Origin of the sequence: Micromonospora sp. NPDC049175 (assembly GCF_043197345.1) — a bacterium.
Classification (GTDB): Bacteria; Actinomycetota; Actinomycetes; order Mycobacteriales; family Micromonosporaceae; genus Micromonospora.
Map to the genome: position 1 here is coordinate 196,996 of NZ_JBICSY010000001.1, position 20,948 is coordinate 217,943.

The 20,948-nt window shown below is 71.4% G+C and carries 17 protein-coding genes; 4 read left to right on the forward strand and 13 right to left on the reverse strand.

Going from position 1 to position 20,948, the window contains the following annotated elements:
• Window positions 1-39 precede the first annotated feature (39 nt).
• The 6 genes from ACGFH8_RS00820 to ACGFH8_RS00845 form a co-directional block, all read right to left on the reverse strand.
• Complete coding sequence (locus tag ACGFH8_RS00820; protein ID WP_357177187.1) at window positions 40-291, reverse strand: mersacidin/lichenicidin family type 2 lantibiotic; 252 nt, start codon at window positions 289-291, stop codon at window positions 40-42.
• A gap of 73 nt (window positions 292-364) precedes the next feature.
• A complete protein-coding gene (locus tag ACGFH8_RS00825) occupies window positions 365-3,754 on the reverse strand; it encodes a type 2 lanthipeptide synthetase LanM family protein (RefSeq protein WP_393361341.1) in 3,390 nt (1,129 codons plus the stop codon).
• Between the two features lie 33 nt (window positions 3,755-3,787).
• On the reverse strand, window positions 3,788-4,612 hold the full coding sequence (locus ACGFH8_RS00830; RefSeq protein ID WP_393361344.1) for a BTAD domain-containing putative transcriptional regulator: 825 nt from the start codon (window positions 4,610-4,612) through the stop codon (window positions 3,788-3,790).
• 303 nt (window positions 4,613-4,915) lie between these two features.
• The gene (locus ACGFH8_RS00835; protein ID WP_393361347.1) at window positions 4,916-5,545 is read right to left on the reverse strand and encodes a VOC family protein; all 630 of its coding nucleotides are present in this window, start codon (window positions 5,543-5,545) and stop codon (window positions 4,916-4,918) included.
• Between the two features lie 63 nt (window positions 5,546-5,608).
• On the reverse strand, window positions 5,609-6,796 hold the full coding sequence (locus tag ACGFH8_RS00840) for an MFS transporter (protein ID WP_393361350.1): 1,188 nt from the start codon (window positions 6,794-6,796) through the stop codon (window positions 5,609-5,611).
• Between the two features lie 99 nt (window positions 6,797-6,895).
• Complete coding sequence (locus ACGFH8_RS00845; RefSeq protein ID WP_393361353.1) at window positions 6,896-7,363, reverse strand: MarR family winged helix-turn-helix transcriptional regulator; 468 nt, start codon at window positions 7,361-7,363, stop codon at window positions 6,896-6,898.
• Between the two features lie 98 nt (window positions 7,364-7,461).
• Between ACGFH8_RS00845 and ACGFH8_RS00850 the strand changes: the two genes are divergently transcribed.
• On the forward strand, window positions 7,462-8,307 hold the full coding sequence (locus tag ACGFH8_RS00850) for an NAD(P)H-binding protein (protein WP_393361356.1): 846 nt from the start codon (window positions 7,462-7,464) through the stop codon (window positions 8,305-8,307).
• Between the two features lie 63 nt (window positions 8,308-8,370).
• On the opposite strand, the gene ACGFH8_RS00855 is transcribed toward ACGFH8_RS00850, so the two are convergent.
• Genes ACGFH8_RS00855 through ACGFH8_RS00865 form a run of 3 tightly spaced genes read right to left on the reverse strand, consistent with a single transcriptional unit; the run spans window position 8,371 to window position 10,485 of the window.
• A complete protein-coding gene (locus tag ACGFH8_RS00855) occupies window positions 8,371-9,255 on the reverse strand; it encodes a pyridoxal-phosphate dependent enzyme (protein WP_393361359.1) in 885 nt (294 codons plus the stop codon).
• 35 nt (window positions 9,256-9,290) lie between these two features.
• Window positions 9,291-9,614 (reverse strand): divalent-cation tolerance protein CutA, encoded by a 324-nt coding sequence (cutA, locus tag ACGFH8_RS00860; RefSeq protein WP_393361362.1) that lies wholly within the window; start codon window positions 9,612-9,614, stop codon window positions 9,291-9,293.
• A gap of 52 nt (window positions 9,615-9,666) precedes the next feature.
• Window positions 9,667-10,485, reverse strand: a complete 819-nt coding sequence (locus ACGFH8_RS00865) for an SAM-dependent methyltransferase (protein WP_393364408.1) — start codon at window positions 10,483-10,485, stop codon at window positions 9,667-9,669.
• Between the two features lie 261 nt (window positions 10,486-10,746).
• Here ACGFH8_RS00865 and ACGFH8_RS00870 point away from each other — a divergent pair, with 261 nt between their 5' ends.
• The 3 genes from ACGFH8_RS00870 to ACGFH8_RS00880 all read left to right on the forward strand — a co-directional run bounded on the left by ACGFH8_RS00870 (window position 10,747) and on the right by ACGFH8_RS00880 (window position 15,789).
• A complete protein-coding gene (locus tag ACGFH8_RS00870) occupies window positions 10,747-13,539 on the forward strand; it encodes a BTAD domain-containing putative transcriptional regulator (protein ID WP_393361365.1) in 2,793 nt (930 codons plus the stop codon).
• A gap of 78 nt (window positions 13,540-13,617) precedes the next feature.
• A complete protein-coding gene (locus ACGFH8_RS00875; protein WP_393361368.1) occupies window positions 13,618-15,186 on the forward strand; it encodes an alpha/beta hydrolase in 1,569 nt (522 codons plus the stop codon).
• Window positions 15,187-15,357: 171 nt separating this feature from the next.
• On the forward strand, window positions 15,358-15,789 hold the full coding sequence (locus ACGFH8_RS00880; RefSeq protein WP_393361371.1) for a hypothetical protein: 432 nt from the start codon (window positions 15,358-15,360) through the stop codon (window positions 15,787-15,789).
• A gap of 46 nt (window positions 15,790-15,835) precedes the next feature.
• On the opposite strand, the gene ACGFH8_RS00885 is transcribed toward ACGFH8_RS00880, so the two are convergent.
• The 4 genes from ACGFH8_RS00885 to ACGFH8_RS00900 all read right to left on the reverse strand — a co-directional run bounded on the left by ACGFH8_RS00885 (window position 15,836) and on the right by ACGFH8_RS00900 (window position 20,870).
• On the reverse strand, window positions 15,836-17,563 hold the full coding sequence (locus ACGFH8_RS00885) for an IlvD/Edd family dehydratase (RefSeq protein WP_393361374.1): 1,728 nt from the start codon (window positions 17,561-17,563) through the stop codon (window positions 15,836-15,838).
• A 61-nt stretch (window positions 17,564-17,624) separates the two neighbouring features.
• Window positions 17,625-18,509 (reverse strand): carbohydrate ABC transporter permease, encoded by an 885-nt coding sequence (locus tag ACGFH8_RS00890; RefSeq protein WP_393361377.1) that lies wholly within the window; start codon window positions 18,507-18,509, stop codon window positions 17,625-17,627.
• Complete coding sequence (locus ACGFH8_RS00895) at window positions 18,509-19,450, reverse strand: carbohydrate ABC transporter permease (protein ID WP_393361380.1); 942 nt, start codon at window positions 19,448-19,450, stop codon at window positions 18,509-18,511. The genes ACGFH8_RS00890 and ACGFH8_RS00895 overlap by 1 nt, the downstream gene beginning before the upstream one ends.
• 79 nt (window positions 19,451-19,529) lie before the next feature.
• Complete coding sequence (locus ACGFH8_RS00900) at window positions 19,530-20,870, reverse strand: ABC transporter substrate-binding protein (protein ID WP_393361383.1); 1,341 nt, start codon at window positions 20,868-20,870, stop codon at window positions 19,530-19,532.
• Window positions 20,871-20,948: the final 78 nt, after the last annotated feature.

Sequence of the window (20,948 nt, forward strand, 5' to 3'; positions counted from 1 at the left end):
GTGGAGGACGGAGCGCGTCCGCTCGCCGGGGTGGAGCGGTCAGCCGCAGCAGCCGACGGTGAACGCCGCGCAGGTGCCGTTGCAGAAGGTGCCGTTGAAGGAGAAGCAGCCGGCGGCCCCGGTGACCACGGTGATCGTGGGAGTCGGGGTCCACGTGCCGCCGTCGGCCCCGTCGAGCTCCTGGTCGTTCAGCTCGACGAAGCCGGCCGGGTTCGCCGGCAGGCTGGCACGCTCCTCGTCGCTGAGCGACGCCCGGTAGACCGGGTCCTTCCACGCCCTGATGTAGTCCATGTGAAGCTCCGATCTATAGGTGCTGGGGTGTGCTACGTGGATGGGCCTCCACGGGCGGAACCGTAGGTCCGCGCTATGGCAGATCGATGGCAGCGCGATGGTCGGTCGGCGGCTCCAGCAGCAGCACCGACGGCACGGCCGCCGGATCGGCCCACCGCAGGAGCGCGTAGCCGATGCCGGCCAGGCCGCTCATCAGCCCCGGTGTCTCCACGCCCCGGGGCACACCGCACCGCCAGTCGCGGTTCTCGATGTCCGCGACGGCGGCCAGCGCGATCGCGGCGGCACGCTGGGCCGCCCCGTCGTCCCCGAGGGCTCGTGCGGCGGCCAGCGCAGCCTCGGCGTTGCCGAGGTCCCCGTGGCAGATCGAGTGGTTGTGCAGCAGGTTGCTCGGTTCGAGCGTCGCCGTCAGCGCGCGCCGCAGGTCGTCGCGCAGCAGCGCGCCGTCGGTGGCGTAGCCCAGCAGTTCGGCACGTGCCATCGCGACGCCGGCCGCGCCGTGGCACCAGGCGACCATGGAGTCGCCCTGCGGCGTGTCCGGGCGGAGGTCGCGCCAGTTGCCGGTCGCCTCGTCGTACACCGTGCGCTCGTAGCGCAGCGCGGCGTCCACCGTGTCGCGGTGTTCACGCGCCCCGGCGTACCGGTCCCAGCGGGCCAGGGCGGTCGCGATGCCCGACGCCCCGTGGGAGAACCCCGCCAGCGGCGCCTCGGTGTAGAGGGTGCCGCACCACCCGACCCCGTCGCCCACCGGCTGCGCGCCGGTGCGCGCGTGCCGGGCCAGCGTACGGGCGCCGTCGAGCAGGCTCGGGTCGTCGGTGACCCGGTGCAGCGACAGCAGGGCGAGCAGGCCACCGGCGCTGCCGTTGATGATGTCGTACTCGCGGCTGTCGGTGGCGTGCCTGACCATCGAGGCGGCCAGGCCCACGGCGGTGTCGACCAGGTCGGCGCGGTCCAGGACTGCGGTGAGGTGGCTCAGGGCGTACACCGAGCCGCCCAGGTGGTCGAAACCGCCGATGCCCGCGGTCCCGGCCGGGCCGGCGAGCCAGCTCTGCGCCTCGCGGAGCATCATCGTGGCGGCCCGGTCGGCGGCCTGCCGGTAGACCGCGTCGCCGGTGACGCTCGCCAGCCGGGCGAGGAACAGGGCGATGCCGCTGATGCCGTTGTAGAGGTCCATGGCGCTCGGGCCGAGCACCCACACCTTGTCGGCGATCAGGCTCAGACCCAGCCAGCAGATCCGGTCGTCCTCGGCGAGCGCGGTCGCCAACAACCGATCCCCGATGATCCGCGCCGCGTCGACAAAGCGCTCAGGCGCGACGGTCGCGGACGCAACCGTCGCGGGCACGAAAGGCGCGGGCACGACGGTCGCGGGCACGACGGTCGCGGGCACGAAAGGCGCGGGCACGACGGGCGCGGGCACGACGGGCGCGGGCACGACCGGCGGCGGCAGCACCGCGCCCGGCGGGCTCGGTGCACGCCACCGCGACGGATCCCCCATGATCAGCGCGGTGAGGGAGGCTTCGATGATCCAGCTCTGCTGGGCCAGGTGATCCTCGGACATGCCCGCCAGGCGGTCGCGCACCGCGTCCAGACCGCTCTGGCGCAGCACGCCCGGCAACACGGTGCCGTCGCCCCCGGTGAGGTCGGTCGACGACGGCGTGGTCACGAAGATCGGCACGTCACCGGCGTACATCTGGGCCAGCTCCGCGGCGATCAGGGCGTCGCGGTGCTCGCGGTGCTCGTGCCCTGTCCACAGGTTCTCGAAGTACCGGTCCCGGTCCAACGCGTCTCGCAGCAGGTCCGGGTGCTGCGCCTCGGCGAGCAGCCGAACGTACGACTCGGTGGCGCGCAGGACCACCCGCACCTCGTCGTGCGCGAACGCGGCCAACGGGCCGGACGGCTCCAGCAACTCGTCCCGGTGTCGCAGCAGGATCCGGTAGAGCGTGCGGTATCCGTCGCCGATCTCGGACGCGAACTCCGTCACGTCCAGGCGCTGCTCGCCCAGGGTGGGGAGGTTCCCCGAGCCGGGCAGCGGCACCCGTCGCCGGTCCAGGCGCATCTCGTCGGTGCCGAACCCGTTCCAGACCGTGACCGGCCGAGCCGTCAACTGTCCGCCGGCCCCGGACATCCCGCTCATGTCGAACTGGTTGACCTGGTTGCCCTCGGTCCAGACCACGGGCGCGGGCAGCAGCCCCACCGTGAGGACGGACCTGCTCATCAGCTCGACGCCGACGCTTTGCAGGTAGCCCGCCTGGTCGCCGACCGGCCGTTCCCACTGCCAGTGGTGCAGCATCGCCTCCAGATCGATGAGCATCGGGTGCTCACCGGAGGCGATCACGTTCTCCAGGTGGAAGTCCGTCGCGCCGAGGGTCTGTAGCAGGGCCAGCAGCGCGCCCTGCCGCTGATAGAACCTGTCGAGGGCGTCCCGGTCGGCGCAGGGTCCACTCTCGACGAACTCGGTCCACCCGTACACCTCGCGGTCGAGCACCCAGAACGTCCGCAGCGTGGGGTGCGCGCCGCGCTCGTTGAGCCAGGCCAACAGGTGTTGGAAGTGGCCGTCGACCTGGAGACGCCGGGGTTTGTACATCACCCGCACGCCGGTCGCGAAGCGGACGACCGCCACCGAGCGTCCACCCCGGTGGTTGTCGCCCGCCCCGAAGCTCACCTCGGCCAGGTCCCCGAGCGCGTCCGGCCCGCCGCACCTGTCGGCCAGGTCGGCGTAGTCGGCGACGAGGCGCTCGGCGAACTCCAGGCGGCTGGCCTCCCAGTTGTCGACGACCCGCACCAGGTCCCGGGCCAGCACCGGATATTCGCGCAGCAGCCGCAGCGCGTGCTGCGGCTGCCCCAACCGGTGCAGGAAGTCGTGGAAGCGCTCGTGCGGGCTGCTCCCGGACAGCTCGCCCAGGATCCGCAGGACGTTGAGCTCCAACGCCATCGTCCGGGCCACGAGCATGTTGACGGTGTCGATCGGGCCCGGACCCAGCCGCGTGGTCAGCGCCTCGGCCGACAGGTGCGGGTGGCCGTCGACAAGCGCCGCCACCAGCGCGCCCGTCCGTTCCACCGCGGCGGCGATCAGTGGCGCGACGAGCACCGCGAATCCCGCGGCCCCATCGTGTCCCGCCGTGCCGTGGCCGGGTGCCACCGCGGCGGCCGGATCTCGCCGCGCGGCCTCGACCAGCCGGCGGGCGTAGTCCGGCACGCTGTCGAACCGGGCGCGAACCGCCTCGGGTGGCTCGCCCAGGATCCGGATCAGACCGGCCTCGTCGAGCCCGTGCTCGGCCAGCCGCCGCGGGATCAGGTCGGGCCGCCTCGCGTGGACCGGCTCGTTCTGCCACATCTTCAGCCGGGCCCGGCCGAGATCCTCGTCGGCGGGGCCGGTCGGCACCGCGCCGGTCAGCCGCTCCCGCAGGGAGTGACCCAGAAACCATCCGGCGTCCCCCGGCCGCACCGGGGCAAGGCCGTCGTCCATCTGCTCCGCCTCACCGCGCGGCGTCGCCGCGCATCACGTGGTGGTGGCCGCCCGTGCCCGGGCGGGTCCTTCGGGAAGAGGGCCGGGCGCCGCAGGCGGGCCCAGGTCGCCGCGCAACATCGAGGTGTACGCGGCGAGCAGCGCGGGGGTCGGCTCGACGCCCAACTCGGTCGCCAGGCGGGTACGGAACGCGCCGTACACGTCCATCGCCTCGCCCTGCCTGCCGGTCTGGTACAGGGCGGTCATCAGCATGATCGTCAGCCGTTCCCGCAGGGGATACTCCGTCTGCAACGCGATGAGCGCGGGGATCGCCCGGTGGCAGTCGCCCAGCCGCAGGTGCAGCTCCAGTCGGTGTTCCAGGCAGACGACGCGGCGTTCGAGCAGGTGCTGACGCCGGCTCTCCGCGTACGGACCGGTCAGGCCCGCCAACGGTTCGCCCGCCCAACTCCGCTCGGCCTCGGCCAGGAGCGCCACGGCCCCGGCGAGGTCGCCGGCCGTCTCGGCGGCAGCCGCCCGTTCCACCGCCTCGTCGAAGTCCGCGACGTCGGTCCGGGCCGAACCGAGGCGCAGCCGGTAGCCGATCCGGGAGCTGTCGATCGAGGGGCCGTCGTGGCCGACGCACGCCGCCTGGAGTGTGCGTCGCAGTCGATAGATGTACGGCGGAATCAGCTTCGTGCCGGTCGCCGGGGCCCGGCCGCCCCAGACTCCCTGCAGGATCGACGCCGGTGTGACCACGCGGTCCGCGTTGAACAGCAGGATCGCGAAGACCGCCTGTTGCCGGACGGGCCCGAGGTCGAGCCACTCGCTGCCCACCTCGGCGTGCAGCGGGCCCAGGGCGAGGAACCGTACCCGCGTCACGGCATCGCACCGCCCGCACCAGGACTCGTCATCGAGGTCTCCTCCCTACCGGCGGCCGGGGAACCGCGCACAGGCGACGAGGCACGGCACGCCGCCGGAGTCGGCTCTGAGGCCGGCGGTGCCGCTTGGATCGAAGAAGATCATCGTGTCGGGGGGATGGTAGGGCGCTCGGCGTACAACCCGCGTACATCGCCCGTACGAACCGCGCGCAGCGGGAGGCCCCCGCTCACCGCGCAGCGGAGACGGTGCTGCCGGTGAGTCGTCACGAGGACTCACCGGCAGCGGGCTGGGCCTACCGCGGGCTCAATCGGGCGGCGTGGCCCCGGACTGCTCGCTCACCAGGTACGCCGCGTACCAGTCGGGCCAGTTGTCGTCATGCTCGCCCGTACGTTTCTCGTGCTCGCCGTGCGCGGCGGCCGCGCGCCGCAGCGCGCTCGCCAGGTCGCTCGCGGAGCCGAACGACGTGAGGCCGCCCTCGATGCGCCCGGGAAGCCTGGTGGTGATCTCCTGCATCAGCCAGGTGTTGCCGTCCGGATCACGCAGCGTGGCGCGCGAGACGTAGCTGCGCCGCTCGGGGTCCAGCCCGTCGACCGGTCCGTCCGGGGTGACGTGGAAGACGTCGCCGACCTCGACGCCCGCGGAGACCAGGGCGTCGTGGGCCGCCTCGATGTCGGAGACGACCAGGTACGCCGAGGCCGAGCCGGGCGCCGCCGACGTGAGCCCGGCGCCGAACTGCACCGAGCAGTCGGAGCCGTGCGGGGTGAGTTGGACGATGCCGGGCGGCGTCTGGTCGAGCCGCCACCCGAGGCGCTCGTAGAACGCCTTCGCCCGGTCGACATCCGACACCGGGATGACGATCACCTCAAGCTTCAGGTCCAGGCTCTCGACGCGCGAGGTCGTGCTCGCGTCGCCCTGGGCAACCTTCGGGCTCATCGCCGCCCCCTTCCTGATCAGCACGCTACTGGTTGGGCCCCTGCTCGACCCGGCTTTCCGGCATCAGCCCGGCGTGGTCCTGGTGGCCCCGCGCAGCCCCAGCAGGGCGACCAGGGCGAGGAGGATGACGGCGACGGAGTACTCGTCCGCGGTCCGCGGCAGGCCGCCGGCGTAGACCACGAGGAAGCCGGCGATCACCGTGGGGAGACCGAAGCCGACGTAGCAGACGACGTAGAGCACGGACAGCACGCTGGCGCGTTGGTGCGCCTCGACAAGTGGCAGGACCGTCTTGAGGCTGCCCTGGAAGCCGCTGCCGAAGCCGACACCCCCGAGCGCGAGGCCGACGAAGAAGACCGGGATGGACTGCGCCGTGACCGCCACCAACGTGACGATCATGCCGAGGATGAGCGTGACGATCCCGGTCAGGATCACGGTTCGGGCGGCGGTGTCGCGCTGGAGCAGAACGGCGACCGAGCCGAAGACGGCGAAGACGAAGAGGACCAGACCGCCGACCACGATCGACGTGTTCATGAGGCTGCGGACCAGCGCCGGGCCGAGCGCGCCGAAGAACCCGGCGAGCGCCCAGACCGCGAAGAGCACCGGGATGACGACCAGGACCGGTTGGCGCACCGAGCGGGGCAGTGTGATGTCCGGCCGCAGGCTGCGTCGGGCACCGGCCATCGGCGTGACCGTCTCCGGCATCAGCGCGACCCCGACGGCCTGGATCAGCAGGATCACGAGCAGTACGACGTACACCAGTCGCGTCGGCGCGGGCAGGAACTGGATGAGCAGCGCCGAGAGCAGGGCTCCGCTTCCGGTTCCGATACCGGGTGCGATCGAGTTCGCGAGCGTGCCCCGGGCACGGTCGATGTCGAGCATGGCGGCGCCCACGGCGCCGGTGGCGGCACCGGCGGCCAACCCCTGCACGAGACGGGCGACCAGCAGGGCGGGAACGCCGTTGGCGACGATGAAGACGACAAGCGCGAGCATCTGCACCGCGATCGCGACGGCCAGGACCGGCCGCCGACCGACGTGGTCGGACAACCTACCGAACGTGAGCAGCGATACCAGCACCGCGAGCGCGTAGACGGCGAACACCACTGTGGTCGTGACCGGGGAGAAGTGCCAGCGTTCCTGGTACACACCGTAGAGCGGGGTCGGTGCCGCCGACGCGGCCAGGAACGAGACGAGGATCGACGCCAGCAGCACCAGGGAGACGGACGGTGCGAGTCGGGCCCGTCCCACCGGCATGTCGGTGCTCCTCGGCTGCGTGGAAAGCGGTCAGCCTGGGCGTTCCGCCGGCCCCTGGGGCCACGACGGCCTACCCGGTTGACGCCGGCACATGCCAGCTCAGCCCTCGGTGTCCAGACCGGTCGCCGGGAGGCTCGCCACGCCCCGGGCCAGCGCGTCCCTGAAGTCGCGGTACCCGTCGGGTCCGAGCGTGTCGGCGAGTTTCTGCTCGATCAGGTGCACGAAGCCGTCGGAGGCCGCCATGAGGCTGAGGCCCCGATCCGTCGGCACGATCAACTTTGCCCGGCGGTCGGCCGGGTCGGGCGTACGCCGGACGTAGCCCAGCCGTTCCAGCTCATCGAGGATCGCGCCCATCGTCTGTTTGTTGCGCCCGGCCAGCCGGGCCAGCTCGCCGGGGCGGGTGCCCTCGGCGTCCAGGTACGCGAGGACCGCGCCGTGGCGGGGCCGGACGTCGTCGAATCCCTGCTCCGCCGAACGTCGGAAGATCTCCCGCTGGACGCGCGCGGAGAGCTGCACGGCCAGGATCCCGAGGTCGGGGTTCTGCTCCTTCAGTGTGCTGCGCTTCATATTTTGGTCCAATCATTGGACTGTACAAGTTATGGACTATATCGTCGCTGGCGGCGACCGGTGGCCCGACCTCGGTCCGCCAGACCGAGAGGATGACCATGACCATTCTGATAACCGGGGCAAATGGCACTGTGTCGCGGGAGGTGCTGCGGGAGCTGGCCGGCAGGCAGCCGGTCCGCGCCCTCGTCCGGGACGCCTCCCGCACGCCCGGGCTCGACGGGGTCGAGTACGTCGTCGGCGACCTGGACCGCCCCACCACGCTGACCCCGGCATTCGAGGGCGTGACGACACTGTGGCTGCTGATGCCGATGGGCCCGCAGGCACCGAGCCAGAGCATGAACGCCGTGTGGGCGGCCCGGCAGGCCGGCGTGCGGCACATCGTCCGGCTCTCCGCGATCGGTGCCGCGCACGACGCTCCCACCCGCAACGGCCGACTGCACGCGCTCTCCGACGCCGAGCTGCGGGATTCGGGCATCCCCTGGACGATCCTGCGACCCAGTTACTTCATGCAGAACCTGCTCGGCGCCAAGGCCGGTGAGCACCTCTACGGCCTCTTCGGTGACGCGAAGGTCGGCCTGATCGACGCCCGGGACATCGCCGCCGCCGGGGCGGCGATCCTCACCGCACCGCAGCGGCACGAGGGCATGATCTACACGCCCACCGGCCCGGAGAGCATCAGCCTGGACCAGGCGGCCGACGAGATCGCCCGTACGCTCGGCCAGCCGGTGCGCTACGTGCCGCAGAGCGCGGAACAGGCACGCGAGGGCCTGCTCCAGGCCGGCCTCGACGAGTGGTCGGCCGAGGTCCTCGCCGAGTACCGGGTCGCCTACGGCTCCGGATGGGGTGACTTCACAAACGACCATGTCGAGCGGATCGTCGGCCGGCAGCCGCGGACCTTCGCCGAGTTCGTCCGCGATCACCGCGAGCACTTCGCCTCTGTCTGATCCGTCGACAGCCCGGCTCGGCGCCCTCCGGTGCGATCTCGCCGGAGGGCGCTGCCGCTCGCCCTACAGCTCCGGGTGGCCGAAGAGTCCCGGCAGTCCCCCGCTGTGCAGGAAGACGACCTTGTCGCCGCGCGGGAAGCTGCCGGCCAGCAGCCCCGCCATCGCCCGACCGGTGTACGTCGGATCCAGGAAGACGCCCTCCTCGCGCGCGGTCGTCTCCAGCGCCGCCCGAGCGCCGTCGGTGAGCGTGCGGTACCCGGCGCCCACCTGGGAACCGTCGATCCGCAGCGCGTCCGCCTCGACCTCGCCGTCGAGCAGCCCGGCCACTGTCGTCCGAGGGTCCGGCAGGGCACCGACGTCCACGCCGACCACCCGCTCGGCACCCAACTCCCGCACCAGGCCGGCCATCGTGCCACCCGAGCCGAGCGCCACCACGACGTCGGTCCCGTCGAGGTCCGGCACCTGGGCCCGCAACTCCCGACCACAGTCCACGTAGCCGTGGACCGACGCGAGTGAGGTGCCGCCGAACGGGATGAGGTAGGCCGATCGTCGCTCCGCCTCGGCCGCCACCACCTCGGCGAGCGGACGATCATCACTCCAGACGATCTCCGCGCCGGCGAGCCCGTCGAGCAGCAGGTTGCCTCGCCGGCTCTCCGGGCGCGAGCCGGCGAGCACCAGTACGCAGGAGAGGCCGAGCCGCGCGGCCGCCGCCGCGGTGAGCCGCGCGTGGTTGCTCTGCGGCGCACCCGAGGTGACAAGCGTCGTGGCGCCGGCGGCGATCGCCTGGGCGCAGGTGTATTCCAGCTTGCGGATCTTGTTGCCGCCTCCCCCGAGGCCGCCGAGGTCGTCGCGCTTGAACCAGAGCTCGGCCAACCCCAGCCGGGCCGCGAGCCGGGGCGCGGCCTCCAGGGGTGTCGGCCACGTGCCGAGGGAAACGGGAGTGATCACCCGTGCAGCTAATCACGCCGCTGCCGCCGAGATGTCTACTCGCCCTCGACTGTCCGCCTGACCCACGCCAGGTAGGCGGCCGAGCCGTGAACGATCGGTACGGCGGTGACCTGCGGGTTGTCCCACGGGTGGGCGTCAATGAGGTACGTCTCCAGTTGCGGGTACCGGTCGGCGGTGGTGTAGAGCAGCACCTGCCACTCTTCGCTTGTGCCCTGCTCGCCGAGGTGCCAGAACACGGACGCCAACGGCCCGGCCACCTGAGCGCCCGCCGCCAGGCGTGCCGCTGTTGCCCCTGCGGCTAGCGTCATCGCCGCTTCGCGGGTCGGCGTGGCTGTTGACACCTGGACGTGTTCGCTCACCCGCCCAGGCTAACGAGACGGGTGTCCGAGGACGGGTACGGACAGTAAGGTGCTAGCGCTTGCGGCCCACCCCGCCGAAGGCGTCGATGTCGGCGGGCGTGTCGACCCCGTTGTCGGGTCGCCACTGCGGGCACGGCACGACGCCCGGCTCCACCAGCTCCAGGCCGTCGAAGAAGCCGGCGATCTGGTCCGGCGAGCGGAGCGTGTACGGAACCGCCCCGCTGTCGTTGTAGTCGTCCTGCGCCTGCTGTATCTCGGCGCTGATCAGGCTCGTGCCGTCGTTGAGGGAGAGGTAGCTGCCGCTGGGCAGCGACGCCAGCAACTGCCGCGTGATCGCGCGGGCCGCCTCGTAGTCGGGCACGTGGCCCAGCACCCCGCTGAGGATGAGGCCGATCGGTTGCTGGAAGTCGAGCGTCTTGCCGGCCTCGGCGACGACCGCGGCCGGGTCGTGCAGGTCGCCGTCGATGTACGCGGTCCTGCCCTCGGCCGTGCCGACGAGCAACGCACGGGCGTGGGCCAACACCAGTGGATCGCTGTCCACGTAGACGATCCGCGCGTCCGGTGCGATCCGCTGCGCCACCTCGTGGGTGTTGTCGGCCGTCGGCAACCCCGTGCCGACGTCGAGGAACTGCCGGACGCCCGCCTCGCCGGCGAGGAACATGATCGAGCGGACCAGGAACTGCCGGGAGGCGCGGGCGACGTCGACGACGCCGGGGAAGACCTGCCGGTACTGGTCGCCGGCTTCGCGGTCGACCGCGAAGTTGTCCTTGCCGCCGAGCCAGTAGTTCCAGATCCGGGCCGAATGCGGCACCGACGTGTCGATCTTCTGCACCGCTCCGGCCTCGGGCCGGTCGGTCGCCTGCGAGTCCATGGTCACGACGAATCCCTCTTCCGAATCGCGGGCGCGATGTCGTAGCGGGGACAGCCTCGTCGAGGACACGGTCGCCCCGCGACCGTGCCACCGTATATAAGGCAACGAATCGATGCCACCCCGAGGCGGAGCCACACGGGAGCCGGCCAGGACCGCTGCGGTCGAGGCGGCATCGGCTCCGCAGACCTCGTCGGGAGGCAGTGGACCCCGGTCAGGCCGTACGGTGGGGTGATGGCCCGGCGTGACGGGGGGAGGCCAGCGATGCGATATCACCTGCTCGGGTCGGTCGAGGTGTGCTCCCCTGCCGGGCAACGGCTGGCGCTCGGCACGCCGATGCAGGTGCGCCTACTGGCCGTCCTGCTGTCGCAGCCGGGCAGCGCGTGGTCCATCGACCAACTCGTCGACGAGCTGTGGCAGGGCCGTCCGCCGAAGACGGCAGCCGGCAACGTGAAGACCTACGTCTGGGCGTTACGCCGCGCGTTGCGGTCCCCGGGCGCACCGGACCCCGCCATCGAGGCCGGAGCCACCGGTTACCGTCTCGTCCTCGAGGAACAGACGTTGGACAGCGTCGCCTTCGACGACCTGGCCCAGCGCGGCTATCACGCGTTGCGGCAGGACCGCTGCGCGGATGCCCTGCGGGCGTTCGAGGCGGCGCTGGCGCTGTGGCGGGGCGAACCGTTCGCGGGCCTCCCCGGCACGGGCGTGTTGCTCTCCGTCCGGACCCGGCTCGAGGAGCAGCGGTCGAGTCTGTTGGAGGAGGTCGCGGACCTCCACCTGCGCGCCGGCCGGCACAACGAGCTGATCGAGCCGCTCCGCAGGCAGATCGACGCGGATCCGCTGCGCGAGCGCCCCTGGGGGCAGCTCATGGTGGCCCTGGCCCGGGCCGGACGGCGGGCGGACGCGCTGACGACGTACCGGCGGTTACGCCGGCTCCTGGCCGAGGAGGTGGGAGTCGAGCCCGGCGCCGATCTGCAACGGCTGCACACGAGCATCCTGCGGGCCGACCGGGAGGTGTCCACCTCCGGGGCACGGCCGCCGGAGAGACAGCCGCCACGGATCGTTCCCCGGCAGTTGCCCGCCCCGCCGACGTTGTTCACCGGCCGGACCCGCGAGCTGGCCCGACTCACGACGCTGCTGCTCGACGACGCCGACCCGGCCGGCACCGTCGTCGTCACCGGCACCGGCGGCGTCGGAAAGACCTGGCTGGCGCTGCGCTGGGCGCACGACAGCCTGCACCACTATCCGGACGGCCAACTCCACGTCGACCTGGGCGGTTTCGGCACGGCGACACGGGAGGCCGCACCGTCCGCCGTCGTCGTCCGGTCGCTGCTGCCCGCCCTGGGCGTCAAACCCCTGGAGATACCCGCCGAACCGGCGGCCCAGTTCGCCCTGTACCGGAGCCTGACCGCGGACCGGCGGCTGCTCGTGCTGCTCGACAACGCGCGCGACGCCGAACAGGTCCGGCCACTGCTTCCCGGGTCCCGCCGCTGCGGCGTGATCGTGACGAGCCGCCACACGCTGCCCGGCCTGGTCGCCGCCGAGGGCGCCCACACCGTCGCACTGGACCTGCCCAGCACCTCCGAAGCACGCCAGTTGCTCGTGCGGCGGCTGGGTGCGCGGGCCGCCGCCCAGCCGGCCGCCGTGGACGAGCTGGTCAGCCGTACCGCGCGGTTGCCCCTCGCGCTGTCCATCGTGGCGGCGCGGGCCGCCGCCCGCCCCACGTTCCCACTCCAGGCCATCGCGGATGATCTGGCCGCGCCCAGGGGCGGGCTCACGGCCCTGGCCACCGACGACGCCGCCACCGATCTGCGTACGGTGCTCTCCTGGTCGTACCGTCTGCTCGGTCCGGACGCGGCCCGGCTGTTCCGGCAGCTCAGCCTGCACCCTACGGCGGACCTCAGCGCGGCGGCGGCGGCCAGCCTCGCCGGGGAGCCGCCGCACCGGATCCGGCCGGCGCTCGACGAGCTGACCCGCGCGAACCTGCTGTCCGAGCAGTCCCCCGGCCGCTTCCGCTGTCACGATCTGCTCCGGGCCTACGGCGAGGAACTGACGGACACCCACGACTCCGCGACCGGCCGCAGAGCCGCCCGCACGCGCGTGTTCGACCACTACCTGCGCGCCGTCCGTGCCGCGGCGAGCCTTGTCGATGCCAGCCACCAGCCGACCGATCCGCTGCCCGCCGACGTGGCGCCGCCGGCGTTCACCGACCACCGGTCGGCGCTGGCCTGGTTCACCATCGAGCAGGAGGTGCTGCTGGCCGCCGTCGACGAAGCGGGCGCCCACCGCTTCGACGCCCACGCGGGGCAGCTCGCCCAGGCCCTCACCCCCCTGCTCAGCCGGTTGTCGCGGTGGCACGACCTGAGCGTCGTACAGACGGTCGCGGTCGCCGTCGCCCGACGCCGGGGCGAGCCGCGCGCCGAGGCGGTGGCGCACCGGGACCTCGCGCTGGCACACCTCCAGCTCCGCCGGTACGCTGCCGCCCGCCGCCACCTGCGCAGCGCGATGGCGCGGTACGACACGATCGGTGACCGGCCCGGGCAGGCGAGCATCCACCTTTACCTCGCCTGGGTGTACGACATCGAGGGCAACCCGCGGGAATCGCTGGCGCACGCCGAGGCGGCGCTGGCGCTGTCCAGCGACGGCGACGACAAACGCGGCGCGGCCGCCGCGCTCAACGCGATCGGGTGGGGCCACGCCCGGCTGGACGAGCACGTCCGCGCCATCGCCTACTGTGAGCAGGCGCTGGCACTCCACGCCGAGGTGCAGGACCGGGTGGGCGAGGCCCACACCTGGGACAGTCTCGGCTTCGCCCATCAGGGTCTCGGGGCGCACCCGACGGCGGCGGCCTGCTATCGACGTGCCCTCGCGCTGTATTCCGACGCTCAGGACCAGTGCGGACGGGCCGAGACACTCGTGCGGCTCGGCGACAGCCATCGGGCGGTGGGTGACCACGACACGTCGGTAGACCTCTGGGGCCAGGCGCTGGCGATCTTCGACCGGCTCGGTCACCCGGACGCCGAGGAGCTGTCCGAGCGGTTGGCGACCGCGCGCTGAGCGTCCCCCGTGGACCGCATCCGGACCGGCATGGATCCGGCATGGATCGGTCGTCGGCAGGCTGGGCGAATGCTGACCATGAAGAGACCAATCCTCTGGCGACGCGGCGGGGTCGACAATCGACGCCCACCACGTGTCCGTCGCCTGTCGGCCGCCGTCGCGGTCCTCGTCGCCCTGTCGCTGAACGCCCCACCGGCGTTCGCGGTCGCCACGCCCGCGTCGTCCGGCGGCACCGGCCCGGCCACCGGTTCGGTCGTCGGCAGCACCACCGGCGGGTGGAACGGCCGCATCGACTGGCGGGTGTGCGCGGACCCCGCCGACGATCCGGGTACGCGATGCGGAACCCTGCGCCTGCCTGTCGACTGGGCGCGGCCGGAAGGGGAGACCTTCGAGCTGGCCCTGGCCCGCCGTCCCGCCGCCGACCCGGCCGCCCGCATCGGCGCCCTGGTCTTCAACCCCGGTGGCCCCGGCCTGTCCGGGGTGGACGTGGCGCTGACGGCCGCCGGCCAGCTCGGGCCGGACGTGCTGCGCCGCTTCGACATCATCGGCTTCGACCCCAGGGGTACGGTCCGTAGCGCGCCGGTGCGCTGCTCGTCGGCGTTGCTGGCCCGGCACCCCTCCCTGGCGCCCGCCACCGCGGTGGAGTTCGAGCGACTCCGCGCCTACAACCGTCAGTTGCGCGAGGACTGCCGCGCGCAGAGTGGCCCACTGTTCGACCACCTCGACAGCGTGAGCGTCGCCCGCGACACGGACGCCATCCGGGCGGCACTCGGTGAGCGCCAGCTCAGCTTCTACGAGTGGTCCTACGGCACCCTGATCGGGCAGGCCTACGCCGAGCTGTTTCCCGACCGCGTCCGCGCACTGGCCATGGACAGCGTGATGGACCACAGCCAGGGGGTCCGGGAGTACTTCCGCGGCGGGGCAGCCAGTAACGAGGCCCTGTTCCACGAGTTCGTGAGCTGGTGCGAACGGACCCCGAGCTGCGCGCTGCACGGCCGCGACGTGCCGGCGCTGTACGACCGACTGATGCGTCGCGCCGACGCCGGCACGCTCGTCGACGCGGGCACCGGCGACACGCTCACCTGGTTCGAGCTCGGGTTCGCGACGTTCGTCAACTTCTTCGACGCGACCTGGACGGACCTCGCGAACATGCTTCTCGCGTTGGAGCGGGGCGAGCCCGCCGCACTCGCGTCCCCGATGGTGCCGGCCGAGGGCGAGGGCCTGACCGAGTACGCGCTACCCGCGTTCTGCCAGGACTGGTCGCTGCCCGTCGACGGGTTCGCCGAGTGGAACCGGTATCTCGGGCTGTCCCGTGCCGAGGCGCCGCACCTGCGGGCCTCCCCGCTGGCCGTCCGCTTCGCCGCGATCTGCCTGGGCTGGACGGCGGTCAACCCGCAACATCCGCTGCGGGTGCGGACGAGCACCCCGGTGCTGCTGCTCAACGGGCGCTACGATCCGGCCACCCCGTACGACGGGGCGCAGCGGGTGGCGCGCCAACTCGGCGCGCACGGCCGCCTCCTCACCTACGAGGGGTCGGGCCACGCCAGCTACCCACGCACGGAGTGCACCCGCAGGAGCGTCGACAGGTACCTTGTCGATCGAGTCCTGCCGCCGGTCGGCGCGAGCTGTCCGGCCGCCCCGGCCTGACACGTCGGGTCGTCCGGGCGAGTGTCGCCGACGACGTGACACCAGGGTCGGCGTCGAGGCTGCGGGCCTCGGCGCCGACCCGGTGCGTCCGGGGCGGCTCCCTCTGGCGAGGGAGCACCCTCCCCTGTCGGCGGGGTTCTCCCCCGCCGTGGCAGCGGCAGGATCGGACGCATGGCGACATCACTCGCCCGCAGGACGGGCCACGGCCTGACGTACGCGGTGCTCGGCTGGGCTGTGGCATACGGGGGCGTGCGTCTGGCCTGGGCCGTCGGCGAGACGCCGGAGTTCCGGCAGTTCGGCTCGGACCTGCTGGCGCTCGTCCACCGCTGGGGTGAGGTCTGGCCGGGGTGGGTGCCGCTGCTCGCCGGCCGCACGATCCCCCGTCTGCTGCTGCTGGTGCCCGGCTTCGGGCTGGGGGCGGGCATCGTGGCGTACTTCGGCATGGGGCTTGTGCAGTTGGTGTCCGGCTCGGCCAGCGAGTTCTCCGACACGTTCCTCTGGGTGGCGATGTCGGCGTACTGGGTCCTGGGGCTCGGTCTCGTCGTGGCGTCCGGCGACTACCACCTGCGTACCCGCGGGGCGTGTGCGGCCTGCGGACGGTGACGGGAGCCCCGGCCGCGCGCCGGGGCTCCCGTTTCGCCTGCAACGGTCAGTGCGAGTGGCGGGGTACGGCGCTGCCGCTGCCACCGACCAGAAAGTCGAGGTCCGCGCCCTGGTCGGCCTGGAGAACGTGCTCGCTGTAGAGCCGTGACCACCCCCGGTCGGCCGGGCGCGGTGGCGGCTGCCAGGCGGCCCGGCGTTGGGTGAGTGTCGCGTCGTCGACCAGGAGGTCCAGTCGCCGCGTCGGGACGTCGACGCGGACCAGGTCGCCGGTGCGCACCAGCGCGAGCGGACCACCCACGGCGGCCTCCGGGGCCACGTGCAGGACACAGGTGCCGTACCCGGTGCCGCTCATCCGGGCGTCGGAGATCCGCACCATGTCCGTGATGCCGGCGGCGAGCAACCGTCGTGGCATGGGCACGTTGCCCACCTCCGGGAAACCGGGATAGCCGCGTGGGCCGGCGTTGCGGACCACGATCACCGTGTCCGGGGTGACGTCGAGGTCGGGATCGTCGGCGGCGACGACGTAGTCCTCGATCCGGTCGAAGACGAGCGCAGGCCCGGTGTGTTGGAGAAGGTGCGCGGAGGCGGCGGAGACCTTCAGCACGGCCCCGGACGGCGCGAGTGACCCACGCAGCACCACGGTGCCCGAGCCGGCGGGTTGGAACGGCTCCGCCAGGGTGCCGATGACCTGCCGGTTCCAACACCGCACGCCGCTGATGTTGTCGGCGACGCTCTTGCCGCTGACGGTGACGTGGTCCATGTTGAGCAGGGCGGCGATCTCGTTCATCACCGCGGGAACGCCGCCGGCGTAGGCGAAGTCCTCCATCAGGTACGCCCCGGACGGCATCAGGTTGACGAGCATGGGCACGTCGGCGGTGAGGGTGTCGAAGTCCTCCAGGGTCAGCGGGACGCCGAGGCGTCCGGCGATCGCCAGCAGGTGGACGACGGCGTTCGTGGAACCGCCGATCGCGGCGTTCACCCGGATCGCGTTCTCGAACGCCTGCCGGGTCAGCACCGTGGACAGCCGTTGGTCCTGCGCGACCATGTCGACGATCCGGCGGCCGGCGGCCTGGGCGAGCGCGTACCTGCGCGAGTCGACAGCCGGCACGGCCGCCGCTCCCGGCAGTTGCACGCCGAGCGCCTCGGTCACGCAGGCCATCGTGGAGGCGGTGCCCATGGTCATGCAGTGGCCCCGACTGCGGGACATGCCGACCTCCGCCTCCGCGCAGTCGGCCGCTGTCATCCGGCCGGCGCGCTGCTCCTCGGTGAAGCGCCAGACGACGGTCCCCGACCCGATGTCCTGACCCCGGAACTTGCCGTTCAGCATCGGACCGCCGGTGATCATCAGGGTGGGCAGGTCGACGCTCGCCGCGCCCATCAGCAGGCCGGGGGTGGTCTTGTCGCAGCCGGAGAGCAGCACCACCCCGTCGAGGGGGTTGGCGCGGACCGACTCCTCCAACTCCATGGCCAGCAGGTTGCGGTAGAGCATTGTCGTGGGCCGCATCAGGGGCTCGCCCAGGCTCATGGCGGGGAACTCCAGCGGCAGGCCGCCGCTCTCCCACACGCCGCGCTTCACCGATTCGGCCAGGTCGCGCAGGTGGGCGTTGCAGGGTGTCAGCTCCGACCAGGTGGTGGCGATGCCGATGACCGGACGACCGTCGAAGACGTCGTCCGCGAAACCCTGGTTGCGCATCCAGGAGCGATGGATGAACCCGTTGCGGCCCTCCGCACCGAACCACTGCCCGCTGCGCAGCGGACGATCCGTCGTCGACATCAGCTCACCTTCCTGTCATCCGTGCGGCCGCGTGGGGTGCGCGGCGATCGAGGGGTGGCACCTACCGGAGGCCGCCGACGGACAGGCCGCCGCGCCAGTGCCGTTGCAGGCTGAAGAACGCGATGATCAGTGGGATCACGGAGACCAGCGAGCCCAGGATGATCAGGCTCCACAGCGAGGTGCCTCCCGAATTGTTGGCGGAGGCGATCCCCTGCCAGAGGCCGAGGCCGACGGTCACCGGGAACAGCCGGTTGTCGGAGAGCATGGCCAGTGGCAGGAAGTAGTTGTTCCAGGACGCCACGGCCGACAGCAGGAGCACGGTGACCACCGCGGGGCGCATCAGCGGGAGAGCGATCTGGACGAAGGTACGCACCTCCCCCGCGCCGTCGACACGCGCCGCGTCCAGCAGCTCGTCGGGCACGGCGTCGCGCGCGTACACGTGCATCAGGTAGACGCCGAACGGATTGAGCAGCGACGGGAGGATCACCGCCCAGACCGTGTTGGTCAGGCCCAGCCGGGAGAACATGATGAAGGTCGGGATGACCAGGGCGGTCGCGGGCACCATCAACGCGCCGAGCACGACGGCGAAGCTGAAGCGCCGGGCGGCGAAACGGTACTTGGCGAAGCCGTAGCCGGCCATCACCGACAGGACGGTGGCGCCGATTCCGCCGGCTATCGCGTACAACGTGGAGTTGAGGATCCACCGCAGGTAGATGCCGCCGTCGTAGGTGAAGAGCTGCCGGAGGTTGCCGACATAGTCGATCTGGTCGGAGAACCACATGGTGTTGCCGCCGCCGAACAGGCCCGGTGCGTCCTTGGAGCTGTTGACGACGACCCACCAGAAGGGTACGAGGAAGTAGATCACCATGAAGCCGAGGAGGATCTGCAGAGGCAGGTAGCGCTGCGGTCGGCGGGGGCCGGCGCTGACGCTTGTGCGGTTGGCCATCAGAGGAAGCTCCTCCGCTTGCGGGTGAAGAACAGGAACGCGTACACGCAGATGAACACGATGCCGCCGAGGGCGAACGAGATCGCCGATCCGTAGTTGAAGTTGGCGAGCGCGAATGCCTGCTGGTACGCGTACATGTTGGGGGTGAAGTCCGTCCCGATCGTGCCGGCGGCGAGGTACCGCAGGATCTGCGGTTCGTTGAAGAACTGCAGGGTGCCGATGAGCGCGAAGACCAGGATGAGGATCAGCGCGGGCGCGATCAGCGGGATCTTGATCCGCAGCGCGACCTGCCATCGCCCGGCGCCGTCCATCCGGGCGGCCTCGTAGAGCGTCGGGTCGACGCCCTGCAACGCCGCGTACAGGATGATCATGTAGTAGCCGACCCACTGCCAGGTCACGACGTTGAGCAGGCCGTAGAAGATCAGGTTGCTGCTCAGGAAGTCGGGTGCGGTGGCCCCGAACAACCCGAAGATGTCGGTGAGCGGGCCGAAGCCCTTGCTGTAGAGGAACCCCCACATCACCGCGCCGATCACCGTGGGGATCGCGTACGGCAGGAAGATCATGAGGCGGGAGAAGCGCGCGAACAGGGACGTCACCGAATCCAGGATGAGCGCCATCGCCAGCGCGATGGCGATCTGCACCGGGATGGCGACAAGGGAGAAGCGGATGACGAACCACGCCCCGGACAGGAAGCTCGGGTCGGTGAACGCCTTCACGTAGTTGTCGAAGAGGACGAAGCTGGTGCCGCCGATCAGCTTCTTCTGAAAGAGGCTGAGGTAGAGCGCGTAGCCCAGCGGCGCGATGAGGAACGCCAGGAAGACGACCGCGAACGGCCCGACGAAGAGCCACCCCATCAGGTGTTCGCGGAGGTGCACCTTGCCACGGATCTTGCGCTTCTCGGTGCGGGTACGCGGTGTGCGCTGCTCGGTCAGGAGTGTCATCTTTGGTCTCCGGGACGTGGACGCTGCGGGAGTCGCGGGTGGGCCGGCCGTCGAGCGGCGGCACGGCCCACCCGTCCGGTCACTGAACGGTGAAGCCCTGCTCCTTGGCGTACTTCGCCACGTCCTCCTGGAGCCTGTCGGCGGCCTGCGAACCGGTGACGGAGCCCTTGATGATCTCGCTGATCTGCTTGGTCATGGCATCGAGGTAGTACTGACCGAAGGGTGCGTAGGCCACGCCCTTGTAGGCCTCGGCGGCGGGAAGGTAGACCTCCTTGTTCGCCTGCTGGCCGTCGAAGAACGCCACCTTCAGGTCGACGAACGCGGGATCCTTGAGCGCCGTGAGGTTCAGCGGGAAGATGATCTGGTTGGTCCAGCCGTCGGTGAGCGACTCCTTGTCGGCGTAGAGCCCGTAGGCGACCTTCGCCGCCAACTCCGGCTTCTTCGCCTGCTTGGTCACCGAGAAGGCCGACCCGCCCCAGTTGACCTGCACCGGGTTGTTCGCGTCCCACTGCGGCAGCGGCGCCACCGCGAACTTGCCGGTGTCCTGACCCTTGCCGACGCCCGCGCCGGTGAGATAGCCCGGCGCCCACGCCGCCGAGATGTACGTCGCGTAGTTGCCGTTGATCACGCCGGAGATGTACTCCGGGACGAACTGGTCCTGCGTCCCGACCAGGCCCTTCTTGGCGAGGCCACCCCAGTAGTCCAGCACGTCCTTGGACGCCTGGTCGTTGAGCTTCACACCGATCGACTTCGGCTGCGCCGGATCGAAGGTGAAGGGCACGGCGCCCTTCTGGATCTGCAGCGCCATCAGGACCGCCGGGACGTTCGCGCCGAAGTCCCCGAACAGCGGGCCACCGGCGTCCTTCACCTTCTGCGCGGCCTGCTCGTACTCGGCCCAGGTCTTCGGTGGGGTGATCTTGTACTTGTCGAAGACGTCCTTCCGGTAGATCATGCCCATCGGGCCACCGTCGACCGGGACGCCGTAGACCGCGTCGCCGACCGACACGTCCTTCCAGGCGCCCTCGCCGTAGTTGGCCTTGACCGCGTCGAAGCCGTACTTCTTGATGTCGACGAGCGCGCCCTGGATCTGGAAGGTCGGGATCCGGTCCGCCTCGACCATGATCACGTCGGGCGCGCCGGTGCCCGCCGAGATGGCCGTCTGGAACTTGTCGTACTCGTCGCCGCCCTGCCCGACGTTCGTCCAGCAGACCTGCACATCGTCGTGCTGCTTGTTGAAGTTGTCGACGACGAGCTGGGTGTTGGGGTACCAACCCCACATCGTCACCACCGGCACGTCCTTCTTGGTGATGGTGTTCGTGCAGTTGCTCGCGTCGCTACCCCCCTCGTCGGAGGAACAGCCGACGAGCCCGGCCCCGGCCGCGAGCATGGTTACCGTGGCGAGTATTCGTATCGTCTTCAAAGACGTTCTTCCCTTCGGCGATGGCGGTGCGACAGTTTCCTGCTCGGCGGGCGCCACCGGGGCAGGAGGCCCTCCCCC

Bases quoted from the DNA above. Each gene is read 5' to 3' on its own strand.
- ACGFH8_RS00865 (WP_393364408.1), bottom strand. From the start codon at position 10,485: ATGGACTCGCAGGCGACCGACCGGCCCGAGGCCGGAGCGGTGCAGAAG.
- ACGFH8_RS00820 (WP_357177187.1), bottom strand. From the start codon at position 291: ATGGACTACATCAGGGCGTGGAAGGACCCGGTCTACCGGGCGTCGCTC.
- ACGFH8_RS00895 (WP_393361380.1), bottom strand. From the start codon at position 19,450: ATGACACTCCTGACCGAGCAGCGCACACCGCGTACCCGCACCGAGAAG.
- ACGFH8_RS00880 (WP_393361371.1), top strand. From the start codon at position 15,358: ATGGCGACATCACTCGCCCGCAGGACGGGCCACGGCCTGACGTACGCG.
- ACGFH8_RS00885 (WP_393361374.1), bottom strand. From the start codon at position 17,563: ATGTCGACGACGGATCGTCCGCTGCGCAGCGGGCAGTGGTTCGGTGCG.
- ACGFH8_RS00850 (WP_393361356.1), top strand. From the start codon at position 7,462: ATGACCATTCTGATAACCGGGGCAAATGGCACTGTGTCGCGGGAGGTG.
- ACGFH8_RS00825 (WP_393361341.1), bottom strand. From the start codon at position 3,754: ATGGACGACGGCCTTGCCCCGGTGCGGCCGGGGGACGCCGGATGGTTT.
- ACGFH8_RS00845 (WP_393361353.1), bottom strand. From the start codon at position 7,363: ATGAAGCGCAGCACACTGAAGGAGCAGAACCCCGACCTCGGGATCCTG.
- ACGFH8_RS00890 (WP_393361377.1), bottom strand. From the start codon at position 18,509: ATGGCCAACCGCACAAGCGTCAGCGCCGGCCCCCGCCGACCGCAGCGC.
- ACGFH8_RS00870 (WP_393361365.1), top strand. From the start codon at position 10,747: ATGCGATATCACCTGCTCGGGTCGGTCGAGGTGTGCTCCCCTGCCGGG.
- ACGFH8_RS00835 (WP_393361347.1), bottom strand. From the start codon at position 5,545: ATGAGCCCGAAGGTTGCCCAGGGCGACGCGAGCACGACCTCGCGCGTC.
- ACGFH8_RS00840 (WP_393361350.1), bottom strand. From the start codon at position 6,796: ATGCCGGTGGGACGGGCCCGACTCGCACCGTCCGTCTCCCTGGTGCTG.
- ACGFH8_RS00875 (WP_393361368.1), top strand. From the start codon at position 13,618: ATGAAGAGACCAATCCTCTGGCGACGCGGCGGGGTCGACAATCGACGC.